Below are 23,381 nucleotides of genomic sequence, written 5' to 3'. Positions count from 1 at the left end.
GCATGTGGTGGGAACTAACTGCGGTGGAGCAAGCGGCTTGACCCCTCACACCTTCACCTCCACCACCCCGCCCCCGGCCCGGAATTTCGCGCTCATCTCCGCCATCCCGGCCTCGGCCGTGGCGGGGTCCAGCAGCGAACCGCCCGCGTCGTTCTGCGCCGCCGCGTCCCTGCGGATGTCCTGGCTGATCTTCATCGAGCAGAATTTCGGGCCGCACATGCTGCAGAAGTGGGCGGTCTTGTGGGCTTCCTTGGGCAGGGTCTCGTCGTGGTATTTGCGGGCCGTCTCGGGGTCGAGGCCGAGGTTGAACTGGTCTTCCCAGCGGAACTCGAACCGGGCGCGTGACAGGGCATCGTCGTGCAGGCGGGCGGCGGGGTGGCCCTTGGCGAGGTCGGCGGCGTGGGCGGCGATCTTGTAGGTGATGACGCCGTCCTTGACGTCCTGACGGTCGGGCAGGCCCAGATGCTCCTTGGGCGTGACGTAGCAGAGCATGGCCGTGCCGAACCAGCCGATCATGGCCGCGCCGATGGCACTGGTGATGTGGTCGTAGCCGGGCGCGATGTCGGTGGTCAGGGGCCCCAGGGTATAGAAGGGCGCCTCGTGGCAGTGTTTCAGCTGCTCATCCATATTGGCCTTGATCTTGTGCATCGGCACATGGCCGGGGCCCTCGATCATGACCTGCACGTCCTCGCCCAGGCGCTTGTCAGTTCGCCCAGGTGTAGCAGCTCGGCGAACTGGGCCTCGTCATTCGCATCGGCGATGGAGCCGGGGCGCAGGCCGTCGCCGAGGCTGAACGACACATCATAGGCCCGCATGATGTCGCAGATCTCCTCGAAATGCTCATACAGGAAGCTCTCGCGGTGATGTGCGAGGCACCATTTGGCCATGATGGAGCCGCCGCGTGAGACGATGCCGGTGACGCGTTGGCGCCGTGAGGGGCACGTAGGGCAGGCGCACGCCCGCGTGGATGGTGAAATAGTCGACGCCCTGTTCGGCCTGTTCGATCAATGTGTCGCGGAACACCTCCCAGGTCAGGTCCTCGGCGACGCCGTTCACCTTTTCCAGCGCCTGGTAGATCGGCACGGTGCCGATGGGGACGGACGAGTTGCGGATGATCCAGTCGCGGATGTTGTGGATGTTGCGGCCCGTCGACAGGTCCATGACGTTGTCGGCCCCCCAGCGGGTGGCCCAGACCAGTTTGTCGACCTCGTCGTCCACGCTGGACAGGACGGCCGAGTTGCCGATGTTGGCGTTGATCTTCACCAGGAAGTTCCGGCCGATGATCATCGGCTCGACCTCGGGGTGGTTGATGTTGTGCGGGATGATGGCCCGGCCGCGGGCGATTTCGTCGCGCACGAACTCCGGGGTCACATAGTCCGGGATACTGGCGCCGAAGCTCTCGCCGTCGCGCAGTGACGAGTGGCGAGTGGCGAGTGGCGAGGAGTCGGGCGACATCGCCTGGATCGTGGAGCCATCGTGGAGGGTGATTGTGGAGCCGCCTTCGCTCGCCACTCGCCACTCGCCACTCGCCACCTGCTCCCGCCTCAGGTTCTCGCGGATGGCGACGTATTCCATCTCGGGGGTGATGATGCCGGCATTGGCATATTCGTACTGGGTCACCGGGCGGCCGGGGACGCCCTTGAAGACCCTGTGGCGGCTGGTGTCGAAGCGGGGGGCGAGGGTCTTGCCCGAGGCGTGGCCGTTGTCCTCGGGCTTCACCTCGCGCGGAGTGGCGACGGGGGCGATGTCGCCGCGGTCCAGCTGCCAGCTGGATTTGACCAGGGGAAGGCCCTTGGTGATGTCGATGGTGACCGACGGGTCGGTATAGGGGCCCGAGGAGTCATAGATGGTCACCGGCGGCTCATTGGCCGAGGGGTGCAGGGCGACCTCGCGGAACGGCACGCGGATGTCGGGATAGAGTTCGCCCTGGACGTACACCTTGCGCGAGCCGGCGCGCTCGCCGGTCGGGATGGTGCCGGTCTCCTTCATCACCTGCTCGCGGGCGTCTTTAAGCGGGAGGTCCACATTGGGCTCTTGCGGCTCGGTAGGGGTGACGTGGATGTTCATGGCGGCCTCTGTGCGTTGAGGTCTGCCGACTCCGGGTACAGATCGCTTTCTCACCGTGCATTCCGGCGAAGGCCGGGGTGCACGGATGGAAAAGACATTCCCATCCCTTCGCCGGCATGACCCGGATCAGGTTCGACGGGTCAGGCGGATACGCCAATCTCAGCCGCTGACCTGCGGCTCCCCGGAGAACTCGGCGACGATAGGCCCGGCGGCGGCGGGTGTCCATTCCCGGGGCGGGGCACCGGGTGTTAGGGAAGGGGACAACCGGAGCCCGATCCATGCACCTCGCCCGCTTTCCCCGTCTGCGCCTGGCGCACCTGCCCACGCCGCTGGAGCCCCTGCCCCGGCTGTCGGAGGCGCTGGGCATCGACCTGTGGATCAAGCGGGACGACTGCACGGGTCTGGCGGGCGGCGGCAACAAGACGCGCAAGCTGGAGTTCCTGCTGGGCGATGCCATCGAGCAGGATGCCGACACCCTGATCACCCAGGGCGCGGTGCAGTCCAACCATGTGCGCCAGACGGCGGCGGCAGCGGCGGCGACCGGCCTGAAGTGCGAGGTCATCCTGGAGGAGCGGACGGGGTCGAAGGCGGTCGACTATGTCCATAACGGCAATGTCCTGATGGACCGGCTGTTCGGGGCGACGATCCGCTCCGTGCCCGGAGGATCGGACATGCCGGCCGAGCTGGAGAAGACGGCCGAGGAGGTCCGGGCGCGCGGCGGGCGGCCCTATGTGATCCCGGGCGGCGGGTCGAACGCGATCGGGGCGCTGGGCTATGTCGACTGCGCACGCGAGATCGTGGTGCAGGCCGATGAACTGGACCTGGCCATCGACCGGATCGTGACGGCGACGGGCAGTGCGGGGACCCATGCGGGCCTGGTCGCCGGTCTGGCGGTGCTGGGAGCCGACATTCCGGTGCTGGGCATCGGGGTGCGGGCACCGAAAGAAAAGCAGGAAGCCAATGTGCTGAAGCTGGCGAAAGAGACCGCCATGCTGCTGGGCCATGCGGACCGGGTGAAGGATTCAATGGTGGTGGCCGATTGCGACTATGTCGGCGCCGGCTATGGCCTGATCGACCAGGCGGTGGTGGATGCCCTGGTGCTGGCCGCGCGGACCGACGGGATCGTGCTGGACCCCGTCTATACCGGCAAGGCGATGAAGGGGCTGATCGCCCTGGCCCGGGCCGGACGGTTCGAGGGCGAGCGGGTGGTGTTCCTGCACACCGGCGGGGCCCAGGGCCTGTTCGGCTATCAGGGCGAACTGGACGCGATGTTCGGAGCCTAGACCGCGTGCCGTATCAGGGGACCGGCGCGGCCCCCGGCGGCGGACCGGGGAAGGGCGGGAAGGCCAGGGGGTCTACGGCTGCGCCCGGCGAACCGGCGGCGACCGCATCGTAGAGGGCGGTTCCGACGGGCGTATAGGTGATCGCCTCGACCGCCGCGAACATCGCGAACATGGCCCCGATGCCCCAGATCCAGGCGGGGTGGACGCGTCCATTCCGCATCAGGTCGGCAAGGACGCCGATCAGCGGGAAGACGAGGGTGGCGACGAAGGTCGCTTCCCAGCCCCAGGGGATCAGCAGGGGCATGGGCAGCAGTCGCCCGAGCGCCGGTCCCATCAGGATGGCCATGGCACAGTAGTGCAAGCGCTGATGCCAGGGTGTTGCGCGCCGCAAGGCGATGGCTGCGATGGTCAGGGCGATGAACGCGATCAGGGAAACCGGATCGAAGACCAGGAAATGCAGCGGCCTGAAGAAGAAGGGTACATCAGCCTCGCGGATCATATTCACGGTGACGAGGCAGCCCAGAACCAGCATCGGCACCAGCCAGGCGGCGGCGATCCATCCCAGCGGCCGATGCAGCCGGACCTGGCCCGTCGCGATCAGGAGGTTCTGGAGAAGGAAGATGACGACCCAGCCCATGAAGACGATGGCGTGGGCGTGAACGAGGGGCGGCGCCTGGAAGCTGGACCGACCCATGGCCAGCTGCAGCGAGAACCCGGCGAAGATCACCAGCACCATGGCGATCGCGCTGATCAGGAAAAAGCGCTTGCCGTCCCGGGTGCCAGCCTGCGTGACGTTCGATGTGGTCATAACCATCCCCCGATGAGGTTCCCAGCCTAGGGCCGGATGTGTCGGACGTCAAAACCGCAAATCGGCGTGATGTGGGCCCGCTGTTCATTCCGGGCCCGTGCGACCATGGTTGCAGGTGTTCAGAATCTGAAGGTGCGTTGCCCCGATGGGCCGCGCGCCGTGCAAAAGATCCTGTTTCCAATGATCGGGCGGATGCGATGAGCAAGATACTGGGTGTCCTGGGCGGGATGGGGCCGGCGGCGACCGTCGCGTTCCTGGCGCGGGTGCAGGCGCTGACGCCCGCACAGGGCGACGCCGATCACATCCGGGTGGTCATGGACATGAACCCCCAGGTGCCGGACCGGAATACGCGGCCGGGCGAGGCGGAGGCCGAACTGGCGGCGATGGCGTCGCGTCTCAAGGCGGCGGGTGCCGAAGTCCTGGCCATGCCATGCAACACCGCCCATGCGCAGAAGGCGGGGATTCTGGCGGCCGGCCTGCCCTTCATCGACATGATCGCGACGACGGTGGCGGTGGCCGGGGGATACCATGCGAGGTCCATCGGCATCCTGGCGACGCCGGGCGGCGAGGGGCTGTATCGGGCGGCGCTGGAGGCGGCGGGGGTAAGGCCCGTCCTGCTGACGGGGGCGGACCGGGAGGTTTTCATGGCCTGCGTCTACGGGGTGAAGCGGGGCGATACGGGGCCTGCGAACCGGGCGGAGATGGCAGGCCTGGCGCGGGTGCTGGTCATGGCCGGGGCCGATGCGATCATCGCCGGATGCACGGAGGTGCCGCTGTTGCTGGGCGCCGAGGAGGTCTCGGTGCCGCTGGTGGATTCGGCCGAGGTCCTGGCGCGTGCCTGCGTGGACGCGTGCCTGCGCTGACGGCTTGCCCGATCCGGTCGTCATCGGCATGGATCGGCGGATGAAACCACAGAGTTTGATCATCGACTGCGACCCCGGGGTGGACGACGCTATCGGCCTGTTGCTGGCCTTCGCCTCGCCCGAGCTGGACATCAGGGCGATCATGACCGTGGGCGGAAACGTGCCGGTCGCGCGGACCAGCCGCAATGCCCGGATCATCCGCCAGATCGCCGGACGCGAGGATGTGCCTGTCTTTGCCGGCGCGGGCGTGCCGCTGGGACGCGAACCGGCGGGGGCGAGCGAGTTCCACGGGGCCGAGGGGCTGGGCTGGCTCGAGGTGTTCGAGCCGGATGCTCCGCTGGCGGACGGTCACGTGGCGGACGCCCTGACGCGGATCGTGATGGACGAGCCGGAGGGGTCGGTCGCGCTGGCCCTGATGGGGCCAATGACCAATCTGGCGCTGGCGATGAAGGGCGAGCCCCGGCTGGCGGCCCGGCTGGGGCCGGTCGTGGCCATGGGCGGGGCGCGGTCCGAAGGCGGTAACGTCACCGCGTCCGCCGAGTTCAACATCTGGGCTGACCCGGATGCGGCGGCCGAGGTGTTTGCCTCGGGCTGCAAGATGGTCGTCCTCGGGCTGGACGCGACGCATCAGGTGCGGGCGACGGAGGACCGGATCGCGGCGCTGGAGGCGGTCGGCGATGCTCGGGCGACGACGGCGGCGAAGCTGCTGCGGTTCTCGCAGAGCATCGAGCGGGAGATCGTCGGCTGGGACGCGGCCCCGCTGCATGATCCGTGTACGGTGGCGTGGCTGTTGCGGCCCGAACTGTTCCGGCTGGCGCCGTGCCGGATCGAGGTCGAGACCGGGAGCGAACTGACGCGTGGCCATACGGCGGTCGAGTTCCGGGTCGATGGAGCGACCGCGCGGCATCACTGGGCGACCTGGGCAGACGGGCAGGGGGTGTTCGATCTGCTGACCGGGCGGTTGGGGGGTGGAGCATGAACATCACCGTCGTCGGCTCGATCAACCTGGACCTGGTCGCCAGCGCGCCGAGCCTGCCTGAACCCGGGGAGACGGTGACGGGGGCGACCCTGGCGCGGCATCCCGGCGGCAAGGGGGCCAATCAGGCCCTGGCGGCCCGCAAGCTGGGGGCGGAGGTGCTGCTGATCGGGCGGGTCGGTGACGATGTCATGGCGGACGAGGCGCTGGCCCTGCTGGACGCGTTCGGGGTCGAGCTGTCGGGCGTCGAGACCGACGTCGACGCGCCCACCGGCGTGGCCCTGATTGCCGTGGACCCGTCCGGCGAGAACCAGATCGTCGTCGCGGCGGGGGCCAACCACACGATCACCAATGCGCAACTGCCGGCCCGGATCGAAAGCCCGCTGATCGTCCAGCTGGAGCTGCCGATCGCCATGGTCGAGGCGGCCGTCGGGCGGGCGACGGCGTTCGTCTGCGCCAACCTGGCACCCGCGCAGCCGGTGTCGGAACAGCTGCTGCGGCGGTGCGACCTGATCGTGGTCAATGAGATCGAGGCCGCCTTCTATGGCGACCTGCTGCACCGGGGCGGGGGCCGGGTGGTCGTGACCTGTGGCGCGGGCGGGGCGACGATGTTCCAGCGCGGCGAGGAAGTGGCGCGGGCCGTGCCTCCGACGGTCACGGCTGTGGACGCGACCGGAGCCGGCGATGCCTTCGTGGGCGCGATCGTGGTGGCAATGCTGGAGGGAATGGAGCCGGAGGCGGCGCTGAGGTTCGCCTGTACCGCCGGGGCGCTGGCAGCGACGCGGGCGGGGGCCCAGCCGTCGCTGCCGTCACGCGACGCGGTGGACGCCCTGCAAAGCGCCTGAGCCGAGCGCCCGCATCCACCGGGGCGACGGGGTGGATGCGTGGAAAGCCTCAGGGGTCCGGGCGCAGGTGCGGGATTTGGGAAGGGCCGCGAGGCGCGGGTCAGAGGCGGTCAGACGTCAACGTCGACCGCCGCTGCGGGTGAACCAGGCCATGAACAGGCGAAACAGCCAGCTGCCCTGTTTTCCGTTCTCACGTGTGACGGCAGAGCGTCCCCGCCGCTTGAATTGCCTGATGACCAAGTGAATCCAACCTCCCACGAACCGCCGGGTAACGGCGCTATTCGCGGAAAGGTTCCCGAAAACTGTACGTTTCCGTAGATATCCTCAGCCTGGCGCGCCCATATAGTCGCGCTTGCCCAGCGGCACGCCCGCCTGACGCAGCAGGGCATAGGCTGTGGTCAGGTGGAAATAGAAGTTCGGCACGGCGAAGCCGGTGACATAGGGCTGGCCGAGAAACTTCATCTCTCCGCCCGGGAAGGTCAGGGTCACTTCCTTGCCCTCCTGGCCGTCGATGGCCTCGCGTGGCACGGACTGCAGATAGGCCAGGGTGTCGGCGATGCGGACCTGGAGATCGGCGATGGTCTTTTCGGAGTCGTCATGGACCGGGGCAACGACGTCGGACAGGCGGGCGACGCAGAGCTTGGGGCTGTCGCAGGCGGTCTGAACCTGTTTGATCAGCGGATTCATGTCTTCGATCAGGCGCAGGGACAGCCAGTCATTGGCATCGACGCCCGTGCTGGCCGCATGAGCCACGGCCTTGTCGAGGATGGCCGACAGGGCGCGCAGGCCGCGCGTGAATCCCGGCACGGTCAGATCGTAGAGTTCGGTGGCCATCGTGCGTTTCCTTTGTAGACTTTGTTGAGGCTGTAGCGCGGACGCATCTTCCTGTCACCTGATGGCGACAGCTTGGCGACGGGGCAGGATTGGTTCTAGGGTCGCCCGGCCGTCGGGGGGACGGTGCGTTCGCCGGTGAGTGTATGATCCGATCCCTGATCGTCGCGGGATGCCTGCTGGGCCTGGGGGCCTGCCAGCCGGTCGCTGACCCCGGGGGCGCGCAAGGCGATCCGGCCGCCAGCGTCGGCGGAGATCCCGTGCCACCGGGATATGACTGGCATTTCGTGACCCATGGCGGCTCGGCCGATCTGGATTTCGGCGACGGGGACTGGTCCGAGGGGATCAGCCTGTTCCATATGAGCTGCCTGCCCGACAGCCGGAAGGTCAGCACGAGCTGGGACGGGGCTGGAGAGGCCGTGCTGACCAGCGGCACGGCCACGGGTACCTTTCGCCGCGACCGCGACACGGCCGCCGACCATCCGGTGTTCAACGCGCTGCGCGATGGAAACGCGCTGGCCGTGGGGCTGGACGACGCCGATCTGACACTGGTGGCGAGGCCCGCCGGACGCGGGCAGGTCGAAGCCTTTTTCAACTATTGCACCCACCCCCTGCCGCCACCGGAACCGATCCCTCCGACGGAACAGATGCCGTTACCGTCCGAAGGTGACGACCAGACGGACGACCTCCCCGGCGTCAAGCCGGTCGAACCCGGCATTGATGTCGTCCAGCCCGATGGTGCCGCTCATCAGCCGGTCGACCGGTAACCGTCCCTGGCGATAGAGGGCGACGTAGCGGGGGATGTCGCGGCCGGGCACGCAGGTGCCGATATAGGAGCCCTTCAGGGTGCGCTCCTCGCCCACCAGGGAGACGACGTTGAGCGCCAGCGTCGCGTCGGCCGGCGGCAGTCCGGCGGTGACGGTGGTGCCGCCGCGCCGGGTCATCTTCCAGGCGGCTTCCAGCGCGCGGACCGAGCCGGCCATCTCGACGGCGACATCGGCCCCGCCCCGGGTCAGGGCGCGGACCTGTTCGACCGCGTCCGGATCGGCGGCATTGACGGTCTGGACGGCCCCCAGGGTGCGGGCCAGGGCCAGCTTGTCCTCCGACAGATCGACGGCGATGACGGGCGAGGCTCCGCAGGCGAGCGCGCCCAGGACGCTGGCGAGGCCCACGCCGCCCAGGCCGACGACGACGACGCTCTGGCCCGCCGTGACGCCGGCCGTGTTCACCACCGCCCCGACCCCCGTCAGGACCGCACAGCCGAACAAGGCTGCCTCCTCGAACGACAGGGCGGGGTCGATCCTGACCAGCGAGCGGCGGGATACGACCGCGCGGTCCGCGAAGGCCGAGCAGCCCAGGTGGTGGTTCAGACTCTCGTGTTCGTGGTGGATACGTCTGCCGCCGGCCAGAAGCTCGCCGCGGCCATTGGCGGCGGCACCGGGCTCGCACAGGGCAGGGCGGCCACCGGCGCAGGGGTCGCAGTGGCCGCAGGACGGCATGAAGACCATGGCGACGTGATCGCCGATGTGGAGGTCGGCGACGCCTTCGCCCAGAGCCTCCACCACGCCCGCCGCCTCGTGCCCCAGGGCCATGGGCAGGGGCCGCGGGCGGTCGCCGTTGATGACGCTGAGGTCCGAATGGCACAGGCCTGCCGCCTTGACGGCGACCAGGACCTCTCCGGGGCCGGGCGGATCAAGGGTCACGGTCTCGATCGACAGGGGGCGGCTGTCGGCATAGGGGCGGGTGGCCCCCAGGCTGCGAAGGACGGCGGCGCGGGTGGTGATCTGGGTCATGGCCTGTCGGGTGAAAACGCACGGTTACGGCTCGATAGGCGCTTGACGGGACGAAGGCCAAGCCCGAGCGTTCTGCGGGGAAAAGGGTCGGATCAAACGCCGACCGGACGAAGGACGAAACACCGATGCCGAAACGCGACGAAGGGGCCCTGGCCCACCGCTCGACCTACAGGGCCTTTCACACCGTCTCGACGCGCTGGGCGGACAACGATCAATACGGCCATATCAACAATGCGAAATTCTACGAGTTCGTCGACTCGGCCGTGAACGCTCATCTGATCATCGCCGGCGTCCTCAATGAATCGATCGGTCTGGTCGTCGACAGCGGCTGTCGCTACACCTCGTCCCTGGCCTTTCCCGACGTCATCGAAGTGGGAATCAAGGTCGACCATATCGGTACGTCCAGCGTGACCTATGGCTTCGCCGTCTTCCGCAGGGCGTCGAACCAGCCCGCCGCGATCGGCCATTTCGTGCACGTCTATGTCGACGCCGGGACCCGACGTCCCAAACCGCTGCCCGAAGGTCTGCGACGCGTGGTGGAAAACCTGAAGGCCTGACCTCGCGCCCGGGTCTGATGCAAAACCGTCACGCTTTCGCGAGTGCGCGAAAAGACATATTGCAATCCTGTAATAATGCTCAAGGGTAGTGGGACCCCGTTCTCTTGCCCGAGTGCCCGTTCATGTCGCCCGCCATCAAGATCGCTGTCCTGAGTGCCGTCACGCTGCTGGGTCTGGATGTCGTGGTGCCGACACCCGTCGCGGCATCGCCCATGATCGTCCAGTCGCGCGCGCAGGATCTGATGGACCGCTCGCGGCGTCGCCAGGCCCGACTGGCCGAAGACCGGCGCTTTGCCGAGGAAGAGGCCCGCATGGCCGCAGAGGCACAGGCCGAAGCCGCCCGTCGCGCCCGGGCCGAGGCGCAGGCCACGACCGCGTCCCCTGCCGCCGAGCCGGATCAGGCTGGGTCGGACGAGACCGGGGATGAGGCTCAGACCCCGGCGCCGCAAGTCTGATACAGGCGGGATCGAGGGCGTCAGTCGTCCATATAGCCGAGCAGGGCCAGGGCACCGACCGCGGTCAGGACGCCCAGGGCGAAGGCACCGACGATGGAGCCCGTCGCCACGGCGGTCGATACGGTGACCGGGCGTCTGGCATACCATTCGACGATGTCGGCCTCGTCCGGAGTCTCGTCGTCGTAATAGACGTCTTCGGCTTGCATGGCTCGGCTCCGGGCTGGGTTCGATGCCTGAAACCCCCGCCAACGGCTGCGGTTCCGCACGCCGTGACAGCCGCCCGACCATGGGTTAGAGGCGTCACCCCAACAGACCTGACCGCATTCAGGCCGCTCGCCCCGGATCGGATCCGGGGCGAGCGTCAGCGCCCTTCAAGAGACTTTCATGGCCGGCCATTCCAAGTTCAAGAACATCATGCACCGCAAGGGCCGCGCCGACGCCCAGCGCTCCAAACTGTTCTCCAAGCTGTCGCGCGACATCACGGTCGCAGCCAAGTCGGGGATGCCGGACCCGGCCCTGAACCCGCGCCTGCGCCTGGCCGTCAATAACGCCAAGGCCGAGAGCCTGCCCAAGGACGTGATCCAGCGCGCCATCAACAAGGCGGCCGGGGGTGACGTCGATACGATGGAGGAGGTCCGCTACGAGGGGCGCGGCCCCGGCGGCGTGGGCATCATCGTCGAGGCCCTGACCGACAACCGGAACCGCGCCGCGTCCAACATCGGCACGGCGTTCAAGAAGAACGGCGGGGCGCTGGGCGAGATGAACTCGGTCGCTTTCATGTGGGACCGGGTCGGCAAGATCGTCTATCCCGCCGAGGCGGGCAGCGAGGACGCCATCATGGAGGCCGCCATCGAGGCGGGTGCCCAGGACGTCGAGAGCGACCTGGTCAAGCCCGACATCTATGAGGACGCGCCGGGCCACACCATCTGGACCGCGTTCGAGGACCTGAACGAGGTGGCCGAGGCCATGTCCAGGGTGCTGGGCGATCCCAGGTCCACCGCCATCGTCTGGAGGCCCCAGTCCGAAGTTCCCGTGACCGGCGAGGCCGTCGGCACGCTGATGAAGCTGCTGGACGCCCTGGACGCGGAGGACGACGTCTCGATGGTCTATTCCAACGAGGACATCTCCGACGAGGACATGGCCCGGTACGCGGGCTGACGGGTTCGCGTTCGTACAGGAACGACTGTATCGACAGCCCGGTCAAGCGCGGTTAATCTTCCGCCCAAGGGGAGAATGACAGGCTCGATTCGAGGCCGCCCATGTCAGGCGTCATCTCCACCCAAATGGCAGGAGCAAGATCATGATGTTGTCCAGGATCGACCGGGTTCTGTCGCGAAACGGCAAGGGCGAGCGCGCCGCGCCGTCGGCCGCGGCGGCAACGATCGGCGCGAACTTCGACAGCTCGGGCGTGATCGGCGAGCGGTTCGAGACCATTCAGGGCAGCCTGGACCAGATGGGCGAGCTGGCGCGCCACTTCGGCACCTTCGAGGCCCTGCTGGGCCAGCTGCGCGATCCGCTCGATGCGGAGTTTCAGTCGCGGCGCGACAGTCATGTCGAACTGATCAACCTGCGCGCCGCCAACATCGAGATCGAAGGGCGTCTGGAGGCCCTGAGCGCCGAAGCCCGCGCCCTGGCCGATGCCCTGGCCGAGGCCGAAGGCCGGGTCGAGGAGCTGATGGCGCGGAACGGCGAGCATATGGCCGCGCTTCAGGACGCGCGTCTGGAGACCGACCGCCTGCGCAGCGAACTGTCCCAGACGCTGGCCCGGGCCGAGACGCTGGAGACCGGCCAGCGCGCGGCCGACCAGCGCATCCGTGAGATGGAGCAGGATCAGGACGCCCTGCGCAACCAGCTGAAGCAGGCGGAGGGTCTGCGAAACGAATCCGAAGGGGCCCGGACCCAGCTGCAGCGCGACCATGCCCTTGTCGCCGAAGAGAACACCATTCTGCGTCGCCGCATGGACGAGGTCGGTGCCGAGATCGCCGCCCTGGCGCGCACGTCGGCGGCCAACGAGGGGCTGCTGGCCACCGAACGGGCCCGCGCCGCCTCCGAACAGAGCGAGACGGCCCGGGCGATGCGGGCGCTGGAAACCCAGGTCGAGACGGCCCGCGCCGAGATCGCGGCCCAGGCCTCCCGGCTGGACACGGCGACCGCCCGCGCCAACGGGCTGGAGGTGCTGAACACCGAACAGGCCGCCCGTCTGAGCGAGCTTCAGGCCGGGCAGCATGCGGCCGAACGCAAGGCCGAAGGCCTGCAGGTCGCTCTCGATCGTGCCATGGAGCGTGTGAAAGGTCTGGAAGCCGAGGCCGAGGATGCCCGTCAGCGTCAGGCCGGGATGGAGGTCGCCCGTCTGGCGGCCGTCGATCGCGCCGAGACCCTGACCAAGGCCGCCGCGACCCATGACAAGGCCATTGCCCGCGCCGAAGACCGCATGCTGAAGCTGCAGGCCAAGCTGGCGGCCGCCCAGGACGATCACCACGCCAAGGCCCAGACCCTGATGCAGCAGGCCGCCGCGCTGAGGGCCGAGCTGGAACGGGCGCGCGCCGAAGGGGCCATGACGGCCGCGGCGCTGGAGTCCGCGCGACGCGAGCGGAGCGGGCGGTACGGCCCTGTCGAGGGCCAGGGCGCGGTGACGTCCCTGGTGGGCTGACGCGGTCCGTGGAACCGGGGAACGGTTCGTCTGTCCCGATCTGCTGAAGCCGGGCGAAGGGGCCAGTGAGGCCCGCGACGGCACGGTCGAAGGCGAGACCGGGGACGCCATCGGGGATCACAACGCGCTGCGCGATGCGGCCAGGGCGGTGAACGATCACCCGGTCGGGACCGGCACCTGACGGGCGTCCGCCGCCCTGCGCCGGTCGCAAGGCGGGCACGCGCTGGCGGTGTCATTCGCGGTCTTCGAGGCCGGGCACATCACGGGTGTAAAGCCGGTGACCAGGGCGCCGGAGGCCTGTTTTGCGGCGCACGGGTGAGGCTCGCGTCTGTTTCAGAATCGCCCCAGCGTCCGCATGTTGCTTGATCTGCGACACGAATTGGAACAGAAGCGGAACATGCTGTCGTCGGTAGAAATCTGTGCAGGAGCCGGAGGGCAAGCCCTCGGTCTCGAGGAGGCTGGCTTCGCTCATTCCGCTCTGGTCGAAATTGATGCCGACTGCTGCAAGACTCTGAGACTGAACCGGCCCCATTGGAACGTCATTGAAGCTGACGTTCGCAAGTTCGACGGGCGACCATATCGTGGGGCTGACTTGTTCGCCGGAGGGGTACCCTGTCCGCCATTCTCGATGGCCGGTAAGCAGTTGGGGCAGGCGGATGAACGCGATCTGTTTCCAGAGGCGGTTCGGCTTATCGACGAGATCCGCCCACGCGCCGTTTTGTTGGAAAACGTTCGTGGTCTTATGGGGGCGGTGTTTCAGGACTATCGCAACCACATTGCACGCGATGTCGGCAAGATGGGTTATTGGACGGGTTGGCGTCTGTTGAATGCGTCAGACTATGGGGTTCCGCAGCTTCGTCCACGTGTTGCCTTTGTAGCTTTGGCTAAGGGGCTTGAGGATGCCTTCGATTGGCCTGTGCCGCTGAACTCCGACCCCGTGACGGTCAGTGCTGCGTTGGGCGACTTGATGGGTAAGAATGGCTGGCGAGGGCTGGATGCATGGAAGGCCCGGGCAAATGAAATTGCGCCGACTTTAGTCGGGGGGTCGAAGAAGCACGGGGGGCCTGACCTCGGCCCAACGCGAGCCAGGGCCGCGTGGGCGGCTTTGGGCGTTAATGGAAAGAGCCTCGCCGAAAATGCGCCCGAACCGGATTTCGTGGGGATGCCGAGACTGACGCCCCGCATGGCGGCACGTATACAGAGTTTCCCTGACAGTTGGGCGTTTCACGGCAGGAAGACGACAGCTTATCGACAGATCGGCAATGCCTTTCCTCCGCTTGTTGCTGCAGCCATTGCAAAAGAACTTAAGAAGGCAATTGGCGTCAGACGATTCCAAGCAGTCGCTTAAGCGCAGCCCGCTTTGCAGGTTTTTCCCAGTCCCTGATTAGTTTTTGGTGGTCAGGGGGGAGATCACGCCAATTGTGGAGTGTGTATGTGCTACGCGTGAACCCTTGCTCTGTCTTGTAGCGGCCTGATGTAATCTGCAGACCGATCACAGGATAACGCAGGTCGCGAAGCCTTTTGTGCCAATCTTCCTGTCGCTCCGTGGCATTAGCCACAAACTCAATGATATTCGAATCTACCGGCTCGCCCATATGCATCTTAAGGAGATGAGCAATGCGCTGATGGACTGTATCAAATTTAAGAATCGATGCCATTTTCTCAGCGTCAAATGACTTGAAATGATTGCGCTTGCCGTTGTTGCACTGCTCGCAAATCGCCCAAAGATTCTCAATCAGCGTAAGGCCGCCCCAGTCTTGAGGAATTTTATGGTCAATCTGAAGTTTGACACCGTCTTCTGACACTGTCTTTCCGCACATTTGGCATCGACCCTTCGCCAAATTGAGTGCTTCAGCTCGCAGCTTTCCCGATATCGCACCCGAGTCTGTAACTGCGGTCTTGCGGGCTCCTAGCGTGTAGACGTAGCGGCTTCCCTCCTGCTTGCCTGGGAGATGGTAGTATTTTCGGAGACTTCGGAGACGGCGATCTAAGTGCATCTGATCGGCCCCATTAGGCAGCAGTGATTTTATTTCATCAATGTCGAGACCAGTCGAATGCGCCTTCAATAGTTGCAGTATTAAAAGAGCGATATGATTTAGCGAGAGGTCAATATCTTCGCTCGTCGAGTCATTTTCCATGGGATTTAGAGTGGCAGCGACCTGACCGCCAATCAATACGGAGAGCCATCAATCTCTCCTTTCTACAGTGACTCCGATGAAGATTCACAAGAAATGAGAACGCGTAGATCTATTATTTATTGTGAACTGATAAAATACAATCTTAGATAGTAACGCATGGGGCGTCAGCCGCCCTGCATCGCATACAGCTTGACCACCTCGAACAGGAAGTCGCGGCCTTCGTAGAGGCTGCGGACGCGGATGCGTTCGTTCAGGCCGTGGGCACCGCCGCCGTCGGGGTCGCCGAACATGCCGGTCAGGCCATAGGTCGGAATGCCCGCCGCATTGGTGAAGCGCCCGTCTGTGGCCCCCGTGGACATGGTCGGCAGGATCGGCACGTCCGGCCACATCGCGCCCGCGACCTGTCGGATCGGGCCCATGATGGCGTCGGACAGGGGCGGGGGTGGCGTCGAAGGGTCGGGCGCGCCGACCGTGGCGATGGTGATGGCGGGGTTGTCGATCAGGATGGCGAGCTGTGCCTGCGTGTCCGCGATCGTGTTGCCGGGGAAGATGCGGCAGTTGATGTTGGCGCTGACGTGCTGGGGCTGGGCGTTCGGGGCGTGACCGCCCTCGATCAGGGTGGGAATACAGGTCGTGCGCAGGGTCGCATTCCAGATCGGATTGACCGCCGAGATGCGGGCGGCGGCGGCGGCGTCCGGGCCGCTTTCGGCCACCAGGGCGCGCAGGTCCGCAGCATATTGCAGCTGCGTCCCGGCGAGGGATCCGAAATAGGCGCGGGTGACGGGGTTGAGCTGTAGCGGGAAGTCATAGGCCCCGATGCGCGCCAGGCCGTTGGCCATGGCGACGATGGCATTGTCCTTCCTCGGCCGGGCCGAGTGACCGCCCGGATTGGTGAGATCCAGGCGGAAGTCCTGATACAGTTTCTCTCCCGCCTGGACGGCCAGGGCCACGCGGTTGCCCTCGGCATCCAGCAGACCGCCCGCCCCCTCGTTGAGGGCGAACCCGGCCTGGAGCGTCCCGGGGTGGTTCGCCAGCAGCCACTCGACGCCGTTAAAGGTGTCGGCGGTCTCCTCGCCGCAGGTCAGGGCCAGCTTGATGTCTCGAACGGGAGCAAAGCCGTCCTGTTTCAGGCGGATCAGGGTGTCGACCCAGACGGCGGCCTGCGCCTTGTCGTCGCTCGCGCCCCGCGCATAGAAATAGCCGCCTTCCTCCACCAGGGTGAAGGGATCGCGCGTCCAGTCGGCGGCATTGGCCTCGACCACATCGATGTGGGCCAGCAGCAGCAGGGCGGGGGCGGACGGGTCCGAGCCGTGCAGGGTGGCCGACAGATTGCCGTCCCTGGGACGATCCTCGGGGATCAGGATGCGGACGTCGGCCGCGGGATAACCGGCGGCGGTCAGGCGGGCGGCCATGCGCTCGGCCGCCAGGGTGCAGCTGCCGACCGACAGGGTGGTGTTGGTCTCCACCAGTTCCTCGTACAGGGCGCGGAAGGCCTGCTGGTCCGGGCGGGGCGCGGGCGTCTGGGCCTTGCTGGTGCCCGCGAAGACGACCGCGACGCCCACAAGCACGGCGATGACGGCGACGGCGACCATCATCCTGCGACGCGATTCCCGAACCGCCGCGTACACCGGTTCGTCCAGCCAGTAGAGGCCGGGCGCGGTCTGGCGGATGGCGTTCTGGCGCAACAGGCCGCGCAGGGCCAGTCGGCCCATATTGCGGTCGGGAGCCAGGGAAATGGCGTGGTCGGGGTCGAACGCGCGGGCAGCGCGCAGGGCCTCGATCATCTGGCGCTCGGCGCGCTGGCGCATGGCGGCGACGACGGCACCGGTGGTGGACATGTGTTTGCTCTCCGTGGAGCCGCGATCTGGCGACGGCCTTCATTGCTCGTCAACCCCGTTTGCGGCATGACAGGAACGAATGACGAACGCGCCGAGTCGAATTCTGGGACTGGACCCCGGCCTGCGCCGCACCGGCTGGGGTGTGGTCGTGGCCGAGGGGGCGCGCCTGCGCTGGGTCGCGCACGGGGTGGTCGCACCGCCCGAGACCCTGCCCCTGTCCGAGCGGCTGCTGTGGCTGCTGGACAAGGTGGGCGAGGTCTGCGCCGCCCATGCCTGTGACGAGGCGGCGATCGAGGAGGTGTTCGTCAACGTCAATCCGGCCTCGACGCTGAAGCTGGGCCATGCGCGGGCGGCCGTCATGCTGGCCCCGGCGCGCGCCGGCCTGTCCGTGGCCGAGTACTCACCGAACCTGATCAAGAAGGCGGTGGTGGGGGCCGGTCATGCCGACAAGACGCAGATCGCCTTCATGGTGAAGCGGCTGCTGCCCTCGGCCGGGGATGTAAAGGCGGACGCGGCCGATGCCCTGGCCGTGGCGATCACCCATGCGCAGATGCGGAAGCGGGCGCTGATGGCGGTGGCATCATGATCGGTCGGCTGCGGGGCGTTCTGGCCGAGGTCGAGGAGGCGCATTGCCTGATCGACTGCGCGGGCGTGGGCTATGTGGTGGCGTGCGGGGCGCGGACGCTGCAGCGGCTGCCGGCGCCGGGGGATGAGGCGACGCTGCATATCGAAAGCAGTTGGTCGGCGGAGAACGGGCCGCGGCTCTATGGCTTTCTGACGCGGGACGAGCGGCGGGCGTTCACGACGCTGACCGGGATTCAGGGGGTCGGTCCCAAGGCCGCCCTGTCGGTGCTGGACGTCCTGCCGCCGGGTGAGCTGGCGGGAGCCGTGGCGCGCGACGACAAGGCGGCGATCGGCCGGGCCAATGGGGTGGGGCCGAAACTGGCCCTGCGGATCGTGACCGAGCTGAAGGGCAAGCCGCTGGGCGACGTCTCGTTCACGCCGTCGGCCGCGGGCGTCCATGCCGGGGTCGCGCCGCCGGTACCGAGCGTGACGGGCGAGGCGGTCTCGGCCCTGCTGGGGCTGGGCGTGGCCGAGGTCAATGCGCGCCGGGCGGTCGATCAGGCGCTGATCCGGCTGGGAGACGCCGCCGAGCTGTCGGCGGTCATCCGGGCGGCGCTGCAGGAGCTGGGACGGTGAGCGAAAGGCAGTGGCGCGTGGCGCGTGGCGAGTGGCGCGTGAAGAGCACCCGGGAGCAACGGGTGAACCCGACGTTGGGGGCCGTCGTTCAAGACCGCTCACGTCTTCGTTCACTCGCCACTCGCCACGCGCCACTCGCCACTCGCGACCCGGTTACGACATGACCGACGACCGCATCATCTCCCCGGAACCCGCCCCCGGCGAGGCCTATGACCGGGCGCTGCGTCCCCAGACCCTGTCGGAGTTCGTCGGGCAGGAGGCGGCCAAGGGCAATCTGAAGGTCTTCATCGATGCCGCGCGCGGACGGGGCGAGGCGCTGGACCATGTGCTGCTGTTCGGGCCGCCGGGGCTGGGCAAGACGACCCTGGCGCAGATCGTGGCGCGCGAGCTGGGCGTGGGCTTCCGGGCGACCTCGGGGCCGATCCTGGCCAAGGCCGGGGACCTTGCGGCGATCCTGACCAATCTGGAGCCGCGCGACGTCCTGTTCATCGACGAGATCCACCGGCTGGCCCCGACGGTGGAGGAGATCCTGTATCCCGCCATGGAGGACCATGTGCTGGACCTGATCATCGGCGAGGGGCCGTCGGCGCGGTCGGTGCGGATCGATCTGGCGCCGTTCACCCTGGTCGGGGCGACGACACGGGCCGGGCTTCTGGCCACGCCGCTGCGGGACCGGTTCGGGATCCCGCTGAGGCTGGAGTTCTATACGCCGGCCGAACTGGTGCGGGTCATCACGGGCGCGGCGCGCAAGATGGGGGCGCCGATCAACGACGAGGGGGCGGGCGAGATCGCCTCGCGCTCGCGCGGGACGCCGCGCGTGGCCGGGCGGCTGCTGCGGCGGGTGCGGGATTTCGCCGAGGCCGAGGGCGCGGCCATGATCGACCGGATCGTCGCGGCGCGCGCCCTGTCGCGGCTGGAGATCGACGAGGCGGGGCTGGACGCCAACGACCGCCGGTTCCTGAAGGCCCTGATCGAGAACTATGGCGGCGGACCGGTCGGCATGGACACCCTGGCCGCCGCGATCGCGGAGGCGCGCGATGCGGTCGAGGACGTAATCGAGCCCTATCTGCTGCAACAGGGCTTCATCCAGCGGACGCCGCGCGGGCGGATGGCGTGCGCCAGGGCCTATGCGCATCTGGGGTTGAGCGAACCACCGAAGCCGGCGGGAGCGGGACAGGCAGGCCTGTTCGAGTGAGCGTCGAATTCGACCCGGCCAAGAACGCGGCCAATCTTGCCAAGCATGGAGTATCGCTGGCGCGGGCTGGGGACCTCGACTTTCAGACTGCCTTCATCCGGCCGGACCAGCGGCGCGACTATGGGGAGCCGCGATGGCGCGCCTATGGTATGATCGACGATCGAATGTATATGCTGGCCTTTACGATGAGGGCCGGGGTGCTGAGGCCCATCAGCCTGCGAAAGGCCAATGCGAAGGAGGCGCGACGCTATGGCGGACCCGAAGTCGAAGGTTGATCCAGCGGATTATGACGACGTCGACATCGATGATGTGGACAACCCCGAGTGGACGGAACGGGACTTCGCAGCGGCCCGACCCTTTCTGGAGGTCTTTCCAGAGTTCGTGGCCGAGCCGGGCTCCGAACAAGTGATCCTGAGCGTCTCGCCCGCCACCATCGCGGCCTTCGCTGAAGATGGCGAAGACTGGAAAGAGCGGATGGCCGCCGCGCTCGATCAGGCCGCCAAGGCTCGTCGCGCCGCCTGACGTTCAGCCCGGATCTGGTGCCAGAGCACGGATCTATAGTCCGGCATGCCTTCTGAGCATTGCCCGCTCCGGCAATCAGGGGTGCCGCCCTACCCTTGTATCAAGTCATGCCCGGCAAAGGCCTCGGCTTCCGGTCGGCGTCGATGGCGACATAGGTGAAGACGCCCTCGGTCACGCGGGAGACGGCCTGGGTCGAGCGGGGACGCTTCCAGGCCTCGACGCGGACGCGGATCGAGGTGCGACCGGTCTTCAGCACCGTGGCATACAGGGACACCTCGTCGCCGACGGAGACGGGCTGGTGGAACACCATGCCGTCGACGGCGATGGTGGCACACCGGCCCTGGGCCAGGTCGAAGGCGGGTGTCGAACCCGCCAGGTCCATCTGGGCCAGCAGCCAGCCGCCGAAGATGTCGCCTTCGGGATTGGTGTCGGCGGGCATGGCGATGACCCGCCCGACCAGCATGCCGTCGGGCGTTTCCGGGGAGGGATGGGTCACGTCGGGCTCAGTCCTGGGGCTTCAGGTGGTCGTCCAGCCAGCGGAAGACCTCATTGTGCCATTGCAGGCTGTTCCGGGGCTTCAGGACCCAATGGTTTTCGTCCGGGAAGACGATCAGCCGGCTCTCGATGCCGCGACGCTGCAGGGCGGTGAAGGTCGACAGGCCCTGTGCCGTCGGGATGCGGTAGTCGCGGTCGCCCTGTATGACCAGCATCGGGGTGCGCCAGTTCCCGACGTGATGGACCGGGTTGAAGCGCTCATAGCCCTCGGGGTTGTCATAGACCGTCCCGCCGTATTCCCACTCGGTGAACCACAGCTCTTCGGTCGAATAGCCCATGCCGCGCACGTCGAAGACGCCGTCGTGGTTGACCAGGCATTTGAACTCGTCCGACCAGTTCCCGGCGATCCAGTTGATCATATAGCCGCCGTAGGAGGCCCCCAAAGCGCAGGCATTGTCGCCGTCGAGGAAGCTGTAACGCGCCTGGGCGGCGGCCCAGCCCTTCTGCAGGTCTTCCAGCGGGCGATCGCCCCAGTGCTGGCTGATCGCGTCGGTGAAGCCCTGCCCGTAGCCGGTGGAGCCGTGGAAATCGATCATGACGACAGCATAGCCGGCACCGGCATAGGTCTCCGGGTTCCAGCGGTAGGACCAGCTGTTGCCGAAGGACCCTTGCGGGCCGCCGTGGATCAGGAAGGCGACGGGGTATTTGCGCCCCTCCACGTATTCGGCGGGCTTGATGACGTAGCCGTGGACCTCTTCGTTGTTCCAGCCGGGGAAGCTGAACTGCTCGGCCCCACCGAACAGGCGGTCATCCAGCTGGGGGTTCACGTCGGTGATCTGGATCGGCATCTCGCGGCCGCGGAAGGTCTTGACGTAGAGCTCGGTCGGGGAGGTCAGGCTGTCCTGCGCGAAGACGAAGCCGGACGGGGTCTGTTCGAACGCCGAGACGTGGCCGGGGCCTGTGATCGGCACAACGGCGCCGCTGGTGGCGTCGATCTGGAACAGCTTCGTCTGGCCGACGTCGCCGGCGATGACGAAAAGGCTGCGGCCGTCGGCGGACCACTGCAGGGTGTCGGCCGAACGGTCCCAGTCGGCAGCGACTTCACGCCTGGCCCCGGTCGCCGCGTCCATCAGCACGATCTGCCAGCGGTCGGCCTCGAAGCCCGGGCGCTTCATGGCGCGATAGGCCAGGGTCCGGCCGTCGGGCGAATAGACCGGGCCGGTGTCCCAGGCGTCGTTGTCGTCGGTCAGGTTGGTGAAACCCGGACCGGTCAGGCCGTGGGTCCTGAACAGGTCGAAATTGGTGCTCCAGGGCTCGCTCTGACCCGCGACGCGGGCCGAGAAGACGATGGCGGAGCTGTCGGGGGTGAAGGTGAATTCGCTCTCGTCGCCGAAGGGCTTGGAGGGGGTGTCGCCGTCGAAGCCGTGGGTGACCCAGGCGGGCTCGCCAGAGCCGTCGGCGTTGACGACGAACAGATGGTTCTGTGTCCCGTCCGCCCAGGTGTCCCAGTGGCGCACGAACATGCGGTCATAGACCTGGCCGGTCGATTTGCGGGCCGCGGCCTCGGTGCCACGCGCGACCGAGCAGGCCAGGTCGTCGCAGTCGGGATAGACGGCCAGGCTGACCGCGATCTTCGAGGCGTCTGGGCTAAGGCGCCAGGCGTTGACGTCGAGCGGCAGGTTGGTGACCTGGGTCGCAGTGGCCCCGGTCGCGTCGGTCTTCCACACCTGGCTGGTGCCGGATTGGCCCGACAGGAAATAGAGGGTGCCGTCCGGGCCCCAGCGAGCGGTGTTGGCCCCCTGGTCCGAGATGGCCAGGCGGCGGGGTGCCGCGTCGCCGGTCAGGTCCTGGATGAACAGGCTGGTGACGCCGCGATTGGCCTCCATGTCCGTGGCGCGGACGGCATAGACGACCTTCGTCCCGTCGGGGGACACGCGCGGGTCCGACAGCCGGTTGGCATTCAGCATGTCGGTGTAGGTGAAGGCGAGCCCGGCTGCCTGGGGCGCGACGCTCGCCACGATATCAGGGGCCACCGTGACCTCGGCGGCGGCGGGCAGGCCGGTCATCAGGGCGAAGACGGCGGCGGCGGCGAGCAGGGTCGGGTGACGCATCGGGCGGCTCCTTGGGATGACTGGGCGCTGGCGTAGCACCGTGCGGGACGGGGCGGAAGTTGCGGATTGACGTCAGGTTAGCTAAGCTGGTGGGACCAGGGAGAAGTCGCAATGACGATCGTCACGGTCCACGAAGCCAAAACGCATTTGTCCAAACTGATCGCGGCTGCCGAGCGGGGCGAAGACGTGGTTATTGCGCGAGGCACCAAGGCCGCGGTCCGGCTGATCCGTTATGACGCGCCGGTCCTGGTCGAGCGCCAATTCGGAGCGCTCAAGGGCCAGGGGGCTTTCGACGACTCATTTTTCGATCCGTTGCCGGACGAAGAGCTCCGGTTGTGGAATGGTGAGGGTGACTGATGCTGTTGCTGGATACCCACGCGCTGATCTGGTGGGTCTACGGGGACGAACGCTTTCCGGTGCATTTGCGAGATGAGGTCAACAACATTTCGCGGCCGGTTTACGTCAGCGCCGTGTCGGCGATGGAGATCACGACCAAGCACCGGATTGGCAAACTGCCCCGGGCCGCGTCTTTGGCGAACCATTTCCAGCCAACCATCAAAAGGTTGGGCTTCCTCGAACTACCGATTTCTGTCTCCGAAGGCGGTCTCGCTGGCAGGATGAAAGGCGAGCACAAGGATCCGTTCGATCGCCTGCTGATCGCTCAAGCCCTCCTGAACCATTTGACACTGGTCTCAAACGAAAAGCTGTTCGACGACTTTGGTGTGGCGCGCATCTGGTAGCAGCCACCCGCTTG

The 23,381-nt window shown here is 67.1% G+C and carries 25 protein-coding genes, 1 pseudogene and 1 riboswitch; of the genes and pseudogenes, 17 read left to right on the top strand and 9 right to left on the bottom strand.

Translation table 11 applies throughout. The features are described from left to right. Positions 1-45: 45 nt before the first annotated feature. A pseudogene (thiC, locus tag HZ989_RS00305) lies at positions 46-2,067 on the bottom strand (phosphomethylpyrimidine synthase ThiC). Between the two features lie 85 nt (positions 2,068-2,152). Next, positions 2,153-2,261: riboswitch (TPP riboswitch) on the bottom strand. Between the two features lie 84 nt (positions 2,262-2,345). On the opposite strand from thiC, the gene HZ989_RS00300 reads away from it, so the two are divergent. After that, on the top strand, positions 2,346-3,350 hold the full coding sequence (locus HZ989_RS00300; RefSeq protein ID WP_209321670.1) for a D-cysteine desulfhydrase: 1,005 nt from the start codon (positions 2,346-2,348) through the stop codon (positions 3,348-3,350). Between the two features lie 13 nt (positions 3,351-3,363). On the opposite strand, the gene HZ989_RS00295 is transcribed toward HZ989_RS00300, so the two are convergent. Then, positions 3,364-4,158 (bottom strand): hypothetical protein, encoded by a 795-nt coding sequence (locus tag HZ989_RS00295; RefSeq protein WP_209321669.1) that lies wholly within the window; start codon positions 4,156-4,158, stop codon positions 3,364-3,366. A 197-nt stretch (positions 4,159-4,355) separates the two neighbouring features. On the opposite strand from HZ989_RS00295, the gene HZ989_RS00290 reads away from it, so the two are divergent. Genes HZ989_RS00290 through HZ989_RS00280 form a run of 3 tightly spaced genes read left to right on the top strand, consistent with a single transcriptional unit; the run spans position 4,356 to position 6,842 of the window. Next, a complete protein-coding gene (locus HZ989_RS00290) occupies positions 4,356-5,021 on the top strand; it encodes an aspartate/glutamate racemase family protein (RefSeq protein WP_209321668.1) in 666 nt (221 codons plus the stop codon). A gap of 40 nt (positions 5,022-5,061) precedes the next feature. After that, positions 5,062-6,000 carry a nucleoside hydrolase gene (locus HZ989_RS00285; RefSeq protein WP_209321667.1) on the top strand — a complete coding sequence of 313 codons (939 nt, stop codon included), beginning with the start codon at positions 5,062-5,064 and terminating at the stop codon, positions 5,998-6,000. Continuing rightward, positions 5,997-6,842, top strand: a complete 846-nt coding sequence (locus HZ989_RS00280) for a ribokinase (protein ID WP_209321666.1) — start codon at positions 5,997-5,999, stop codon at positions 6,840-6,842. The genes HZ989_RS00285 and HZ989_RS00280 overlap by 4 nt, the downstream gene beginning before the upstream one ends. 324 nt (positions 6,843-7,166) lie before the next feature. On the opposite strand, the gene HZ989_RS00275 is transcribed toward HZ989_RS00280, so the two are convergent. Then, positions 7,167-7,676 (bottom strand): DUF1993 family protein, encoded by a 510-nt coding sequence (locus HZ989_RS00275; RefSeq protein WP_209321665.1) that lies wholly within the window; start codon positions 7,674-7,676, stop codon positions 7,167-7,169. Positions 7,677-7,819: 143 nt separating this feature from the next. On the opposite strand from HZ989_RS00275, the gene HZ989_RS00270 reads away from it, so the two are divergent. After that, positions 7,820-8,440 carry a hypothetical protein gene (locus tag HZ989_RS00270; RefSeq protein WP_209321664.1) on the top strand — a complete coding sequence of 207 codons (621 nt, stop codon included), beginning with the start codon at positions 7,820-7,822 and terminating at the stop codon, positions 8,438-8,440. Here the strand turns inward: HZ989_RS00270 and HZ989_RS00265 are convergent. Continuing rightward, positions 8,327-9,466 carry a zinc-dependent alcohol dehydrogenase family protein gene (locus HZ989_RS00265; RefSeq protein WP_209321663.1) on the bottom strand — a complete coding sequence of 380 codons (1,140 nt, stop codon included), beginning with the start codon at positions 9,464-9,466 and terminating at the stop codon, positions 8,327-8,329. The genes HZ989_RS00270 and HZ989_RS00265 overlap by 114 nt on opposite strands. Positions 9,467-9,591: 125 nt before the next feature. Here HZ989_RS00265 and HZ989_RS00260 point away from each other — a divergent pair, with 125 nt between their 5' ends. Next, positions 9,592-10,023, top strand: coding sequence for a thioesterase family protein (locus HZ989_RS00260; protein ID WP_209321662.1), 432 nt, complete (start codon positions 9,592-9,594; stop codon positions 10,021-10,023). A gap of 122 nt (positions 10,024-10,145) precedes the next feature. Then, entirely contained in the window at positions 10,146-10,478 is a 333-nt protein-coding gene (locus HZ989_RS00255) for a hypothetical protein (RefSeq protein WP_209321661.1), read from the top strand. Between the two features lie 20 nt (positions 10,479-10,498). Here the strand turns inward: HZ989_RS00255 and HZ989_RS00250 are convergent, their stop codons facing one another. Continuing rightward, positions 10,499-10,684 carry a hypothetical protein gene (locus tag HZ989_RS00250; protein ID WP_209321660.1) on the bottom strand — a complete coding sequence of 62 codons (186 nt, stop codon included), beginning with the start codon at positions 10,682-10,684 and terminating at the stop codon, positions 10,499-10,501. 178 nt (positions 10,685-10,862) lie between these two features. Here HZ989_RS00250 and HZ989_RS00245 point away from each other — a divergent pair, with 178 nt between their 5' ends. From HZ989_RS00245 to HZ989_RS00235, 3 genes are all read left to right on the top strand, one after another. Next, entirely contained in the window at positions 10,863-11,636 is a 774-nt protein-coding gene (locus HZ989_RS00245) for a YebC/PmpR family DNA-binding transcriptional regulator (RefSeq protein WP_209321659.1), read from the top strand. 142 nt (positions 11,637-11,778) lie between these two features. Next, the gene (locus tag HZ989_RS00240; protein ID WP_209321658.1) at positions 11,779-13,128 is read left to right on the top strand and encodes a hypothetical protein; all 1,350 of its coding nucleotides are present in this window, start codon (positions 11,779-11,781) and stop codon (positions 13,126-13,128) included. A 397-nt stretch (positions 13,129-13,525) separates the two neighbouring features. Further along, positions 13,526-14,476, top strand: coding sequence for a DNA cytosine methyltransferase (locus HZ989_RS00235; protein WP_209321657.1), 951 nt, complete (start codon positions 13,526-13,528; stop codon positions 14,474-14,476). Here the strand turns inward: HZ989_RS00235 and HZ989_RS00230 are convergent. Both HZ989_RS00230 and HZ989_RS00225 read right to left on the bottom strand, forming a co-directional pair. After that, entirely contained in the window at positions 14,451-15,266 is an 816-nt protein-coding gene (locus HZ989_RS00230; RefSeq protein WP_209321656.1) for an HNH endonuclease, read from the bottom strand. The genes HZ989_RS00235 and HZ989_RS00230 overlap by 26 nt on opposite strands. Positions 15,267-15,430: 164 nt before the next feature. Further along, positions 15,431-17,104 (bottom strand): M20/M25/M40 family metallo-hydrolase, encoded by a 1,674-nt coding sequence (locus tag HZ989_RS00225; protein ID WP_209321655.1) that lies wholly within the window; start codon positions 17,102-17,104, stop codon positions 15,431-15,433. Positions 17,105-17,183: 79 nt separating this feature from the next. Between HZ989_RS00225 and ruvC the strand changes: the two genes are divergently transcribed. From ruvC to HZ989_RS00200, 5 genes are all read left to right on the top strand, one after another. Further along, on the top strand, positions 17,184-17,690 hold the full coding sequence (gene ruvC / locus HZ989_RS00220) for a crossover junction endodeoxyribonuclease RuvC (protein WP_209321654.1): 507 nt from the start codon (positions 17,184-17,186) through the stop codon (positions 17,688-17,690). After that, positions 17,687-18,304 carry a Holliday junction branch migration protein RuvA gene (gene ruvA, locus HZ989_RS00215; RefSeq protein ID WP_209321653.1) on the top strand — a complete coding sequence of 206 codons (618 nt, stop codon included), beginning with the start codon at positions 17,687-17,689 and terminating at the stop codon, positions 18,302-18,304. The genes ruvC and ruvA overlap by 4 nt, the downstream gene beginning before the upstream one ends. A 160-nt stretch (positions 18,305-18,464) precedes the next feature. Beyond that, the gene (gene ruvB, locus HZ989_RS00210) at positions 18,465-19,499 is read left to right on the top strand and encodes a Holliday junction branch migration DNA helicase RuvB (RefSeq protein ID WP_209321652.1); all 1,035 of its coding nucleotides are present in this window, start codon (positions 18,465-18,467) and stop codon (positions 19,497-19,499) included. Further along, the gene (locus tag HZ989_RS00205) at positions 19,496-19,774 is read left to right on the top strand and encodes a BrnT family toxin (RefSeq protein WP_209321651.1); all 279 of its coding nucleotides are present in this window, start codon (positions 19,496-19,498) and stop codon (positions 19,772-19,774) included. Before ruvB ends, HZ989_RS00205 begins: the two co-directional genes overlap by 4 nt. Beyond that, positions 19,749-20,021 (top strand): BrnA antitoxin family protein, encoded by a 273-nt coding sequence (locus tag HZ989_RS00200; protein ID WP_209321650.1) that lies wholly within the window; start codon positions 19,749-19,751, stop codon positions 20,019-20,021. Before HZ989_RS00205 ends, HZ989_RS00200 begins: the two co-directional genes overlap by 26 nt. A gap of 100 nt (positions 20,022-20,121) precedes the next feature. Here HZ989_RS00200 and HZ989_RS00195 read toward each other — a convergent pair whose 3' ends face one another. Together HZ989_RS00195 and HZ989_RS00190 are read right to left on the bottom strand one after the other, a co-directional pair. Further along, positions 20,122-20,484, bottom strand: a complete 363-nt coding sequence (locus HZ989_RS00195) for an acyl-CoA thioesterase (RefSeq protein ID WP_209322991.1) — start codon at positions 20,482-20,484, stop codon at positions 20,122-20,124. Between the two features lie 40 nt (positions 20,485-20,524). Next, on the bottom strand, positions 20,525-22,627 hold the full coding sequence (locus tag HZ989_RS00190) for a S9 family peptidase (protein ID WP_209321649.1): 2,103 nt from the start codon (positions 22,625-22,627) through the stop codon (positions 20,525-20,527). 111 nt (positions 22,628-22,738) lie between these two features. On the opposite strand from HZ989_RS00190, the gene HZ989_RS00185 reads away from it, so the two are divergent. Next, complete coding sequence (locus tag HZ989_RS00185) at positions 22,739-22,984, top strand: type II toxin-antitoxin system Phd/YefM family antitoxin (protein WP_209321648.1); 246 nt, start codon at positions 22,739-22,741, stop codon at positions 22,982-22,984. Then, on the top strand, positions 22,984-23,367 hold the full coding sequence (locus HZ989_RS00180; RefSeq protein WP_245162406.1) for a type II toxin-antitoxin system VapC family toxin: 384 nt from the start codon (positions 22,984-22,986) through the stop codon (positions 23,365-23,367). Before HZ989_RS00185 ends, HZ989_RS00180 begins: the two co-directional genes overlap by 1 nt. Positions 23,368-23,381 lie beyond the last annotated feature (14 nt).

Source organism: Brevundimonas sp. AJA228-03, from assembly GCF_017795885.1.
Lineage (GTDB): Bacteria > Pseudomonadota > Alphaproteobacteria > Caulobacterales > Caulobacteraceae > Brevundimonas.
Note: the sequence above shows the minus strand (reverse complement) of the source record. Positions and strands in the feature narration are given on the sequence as shown.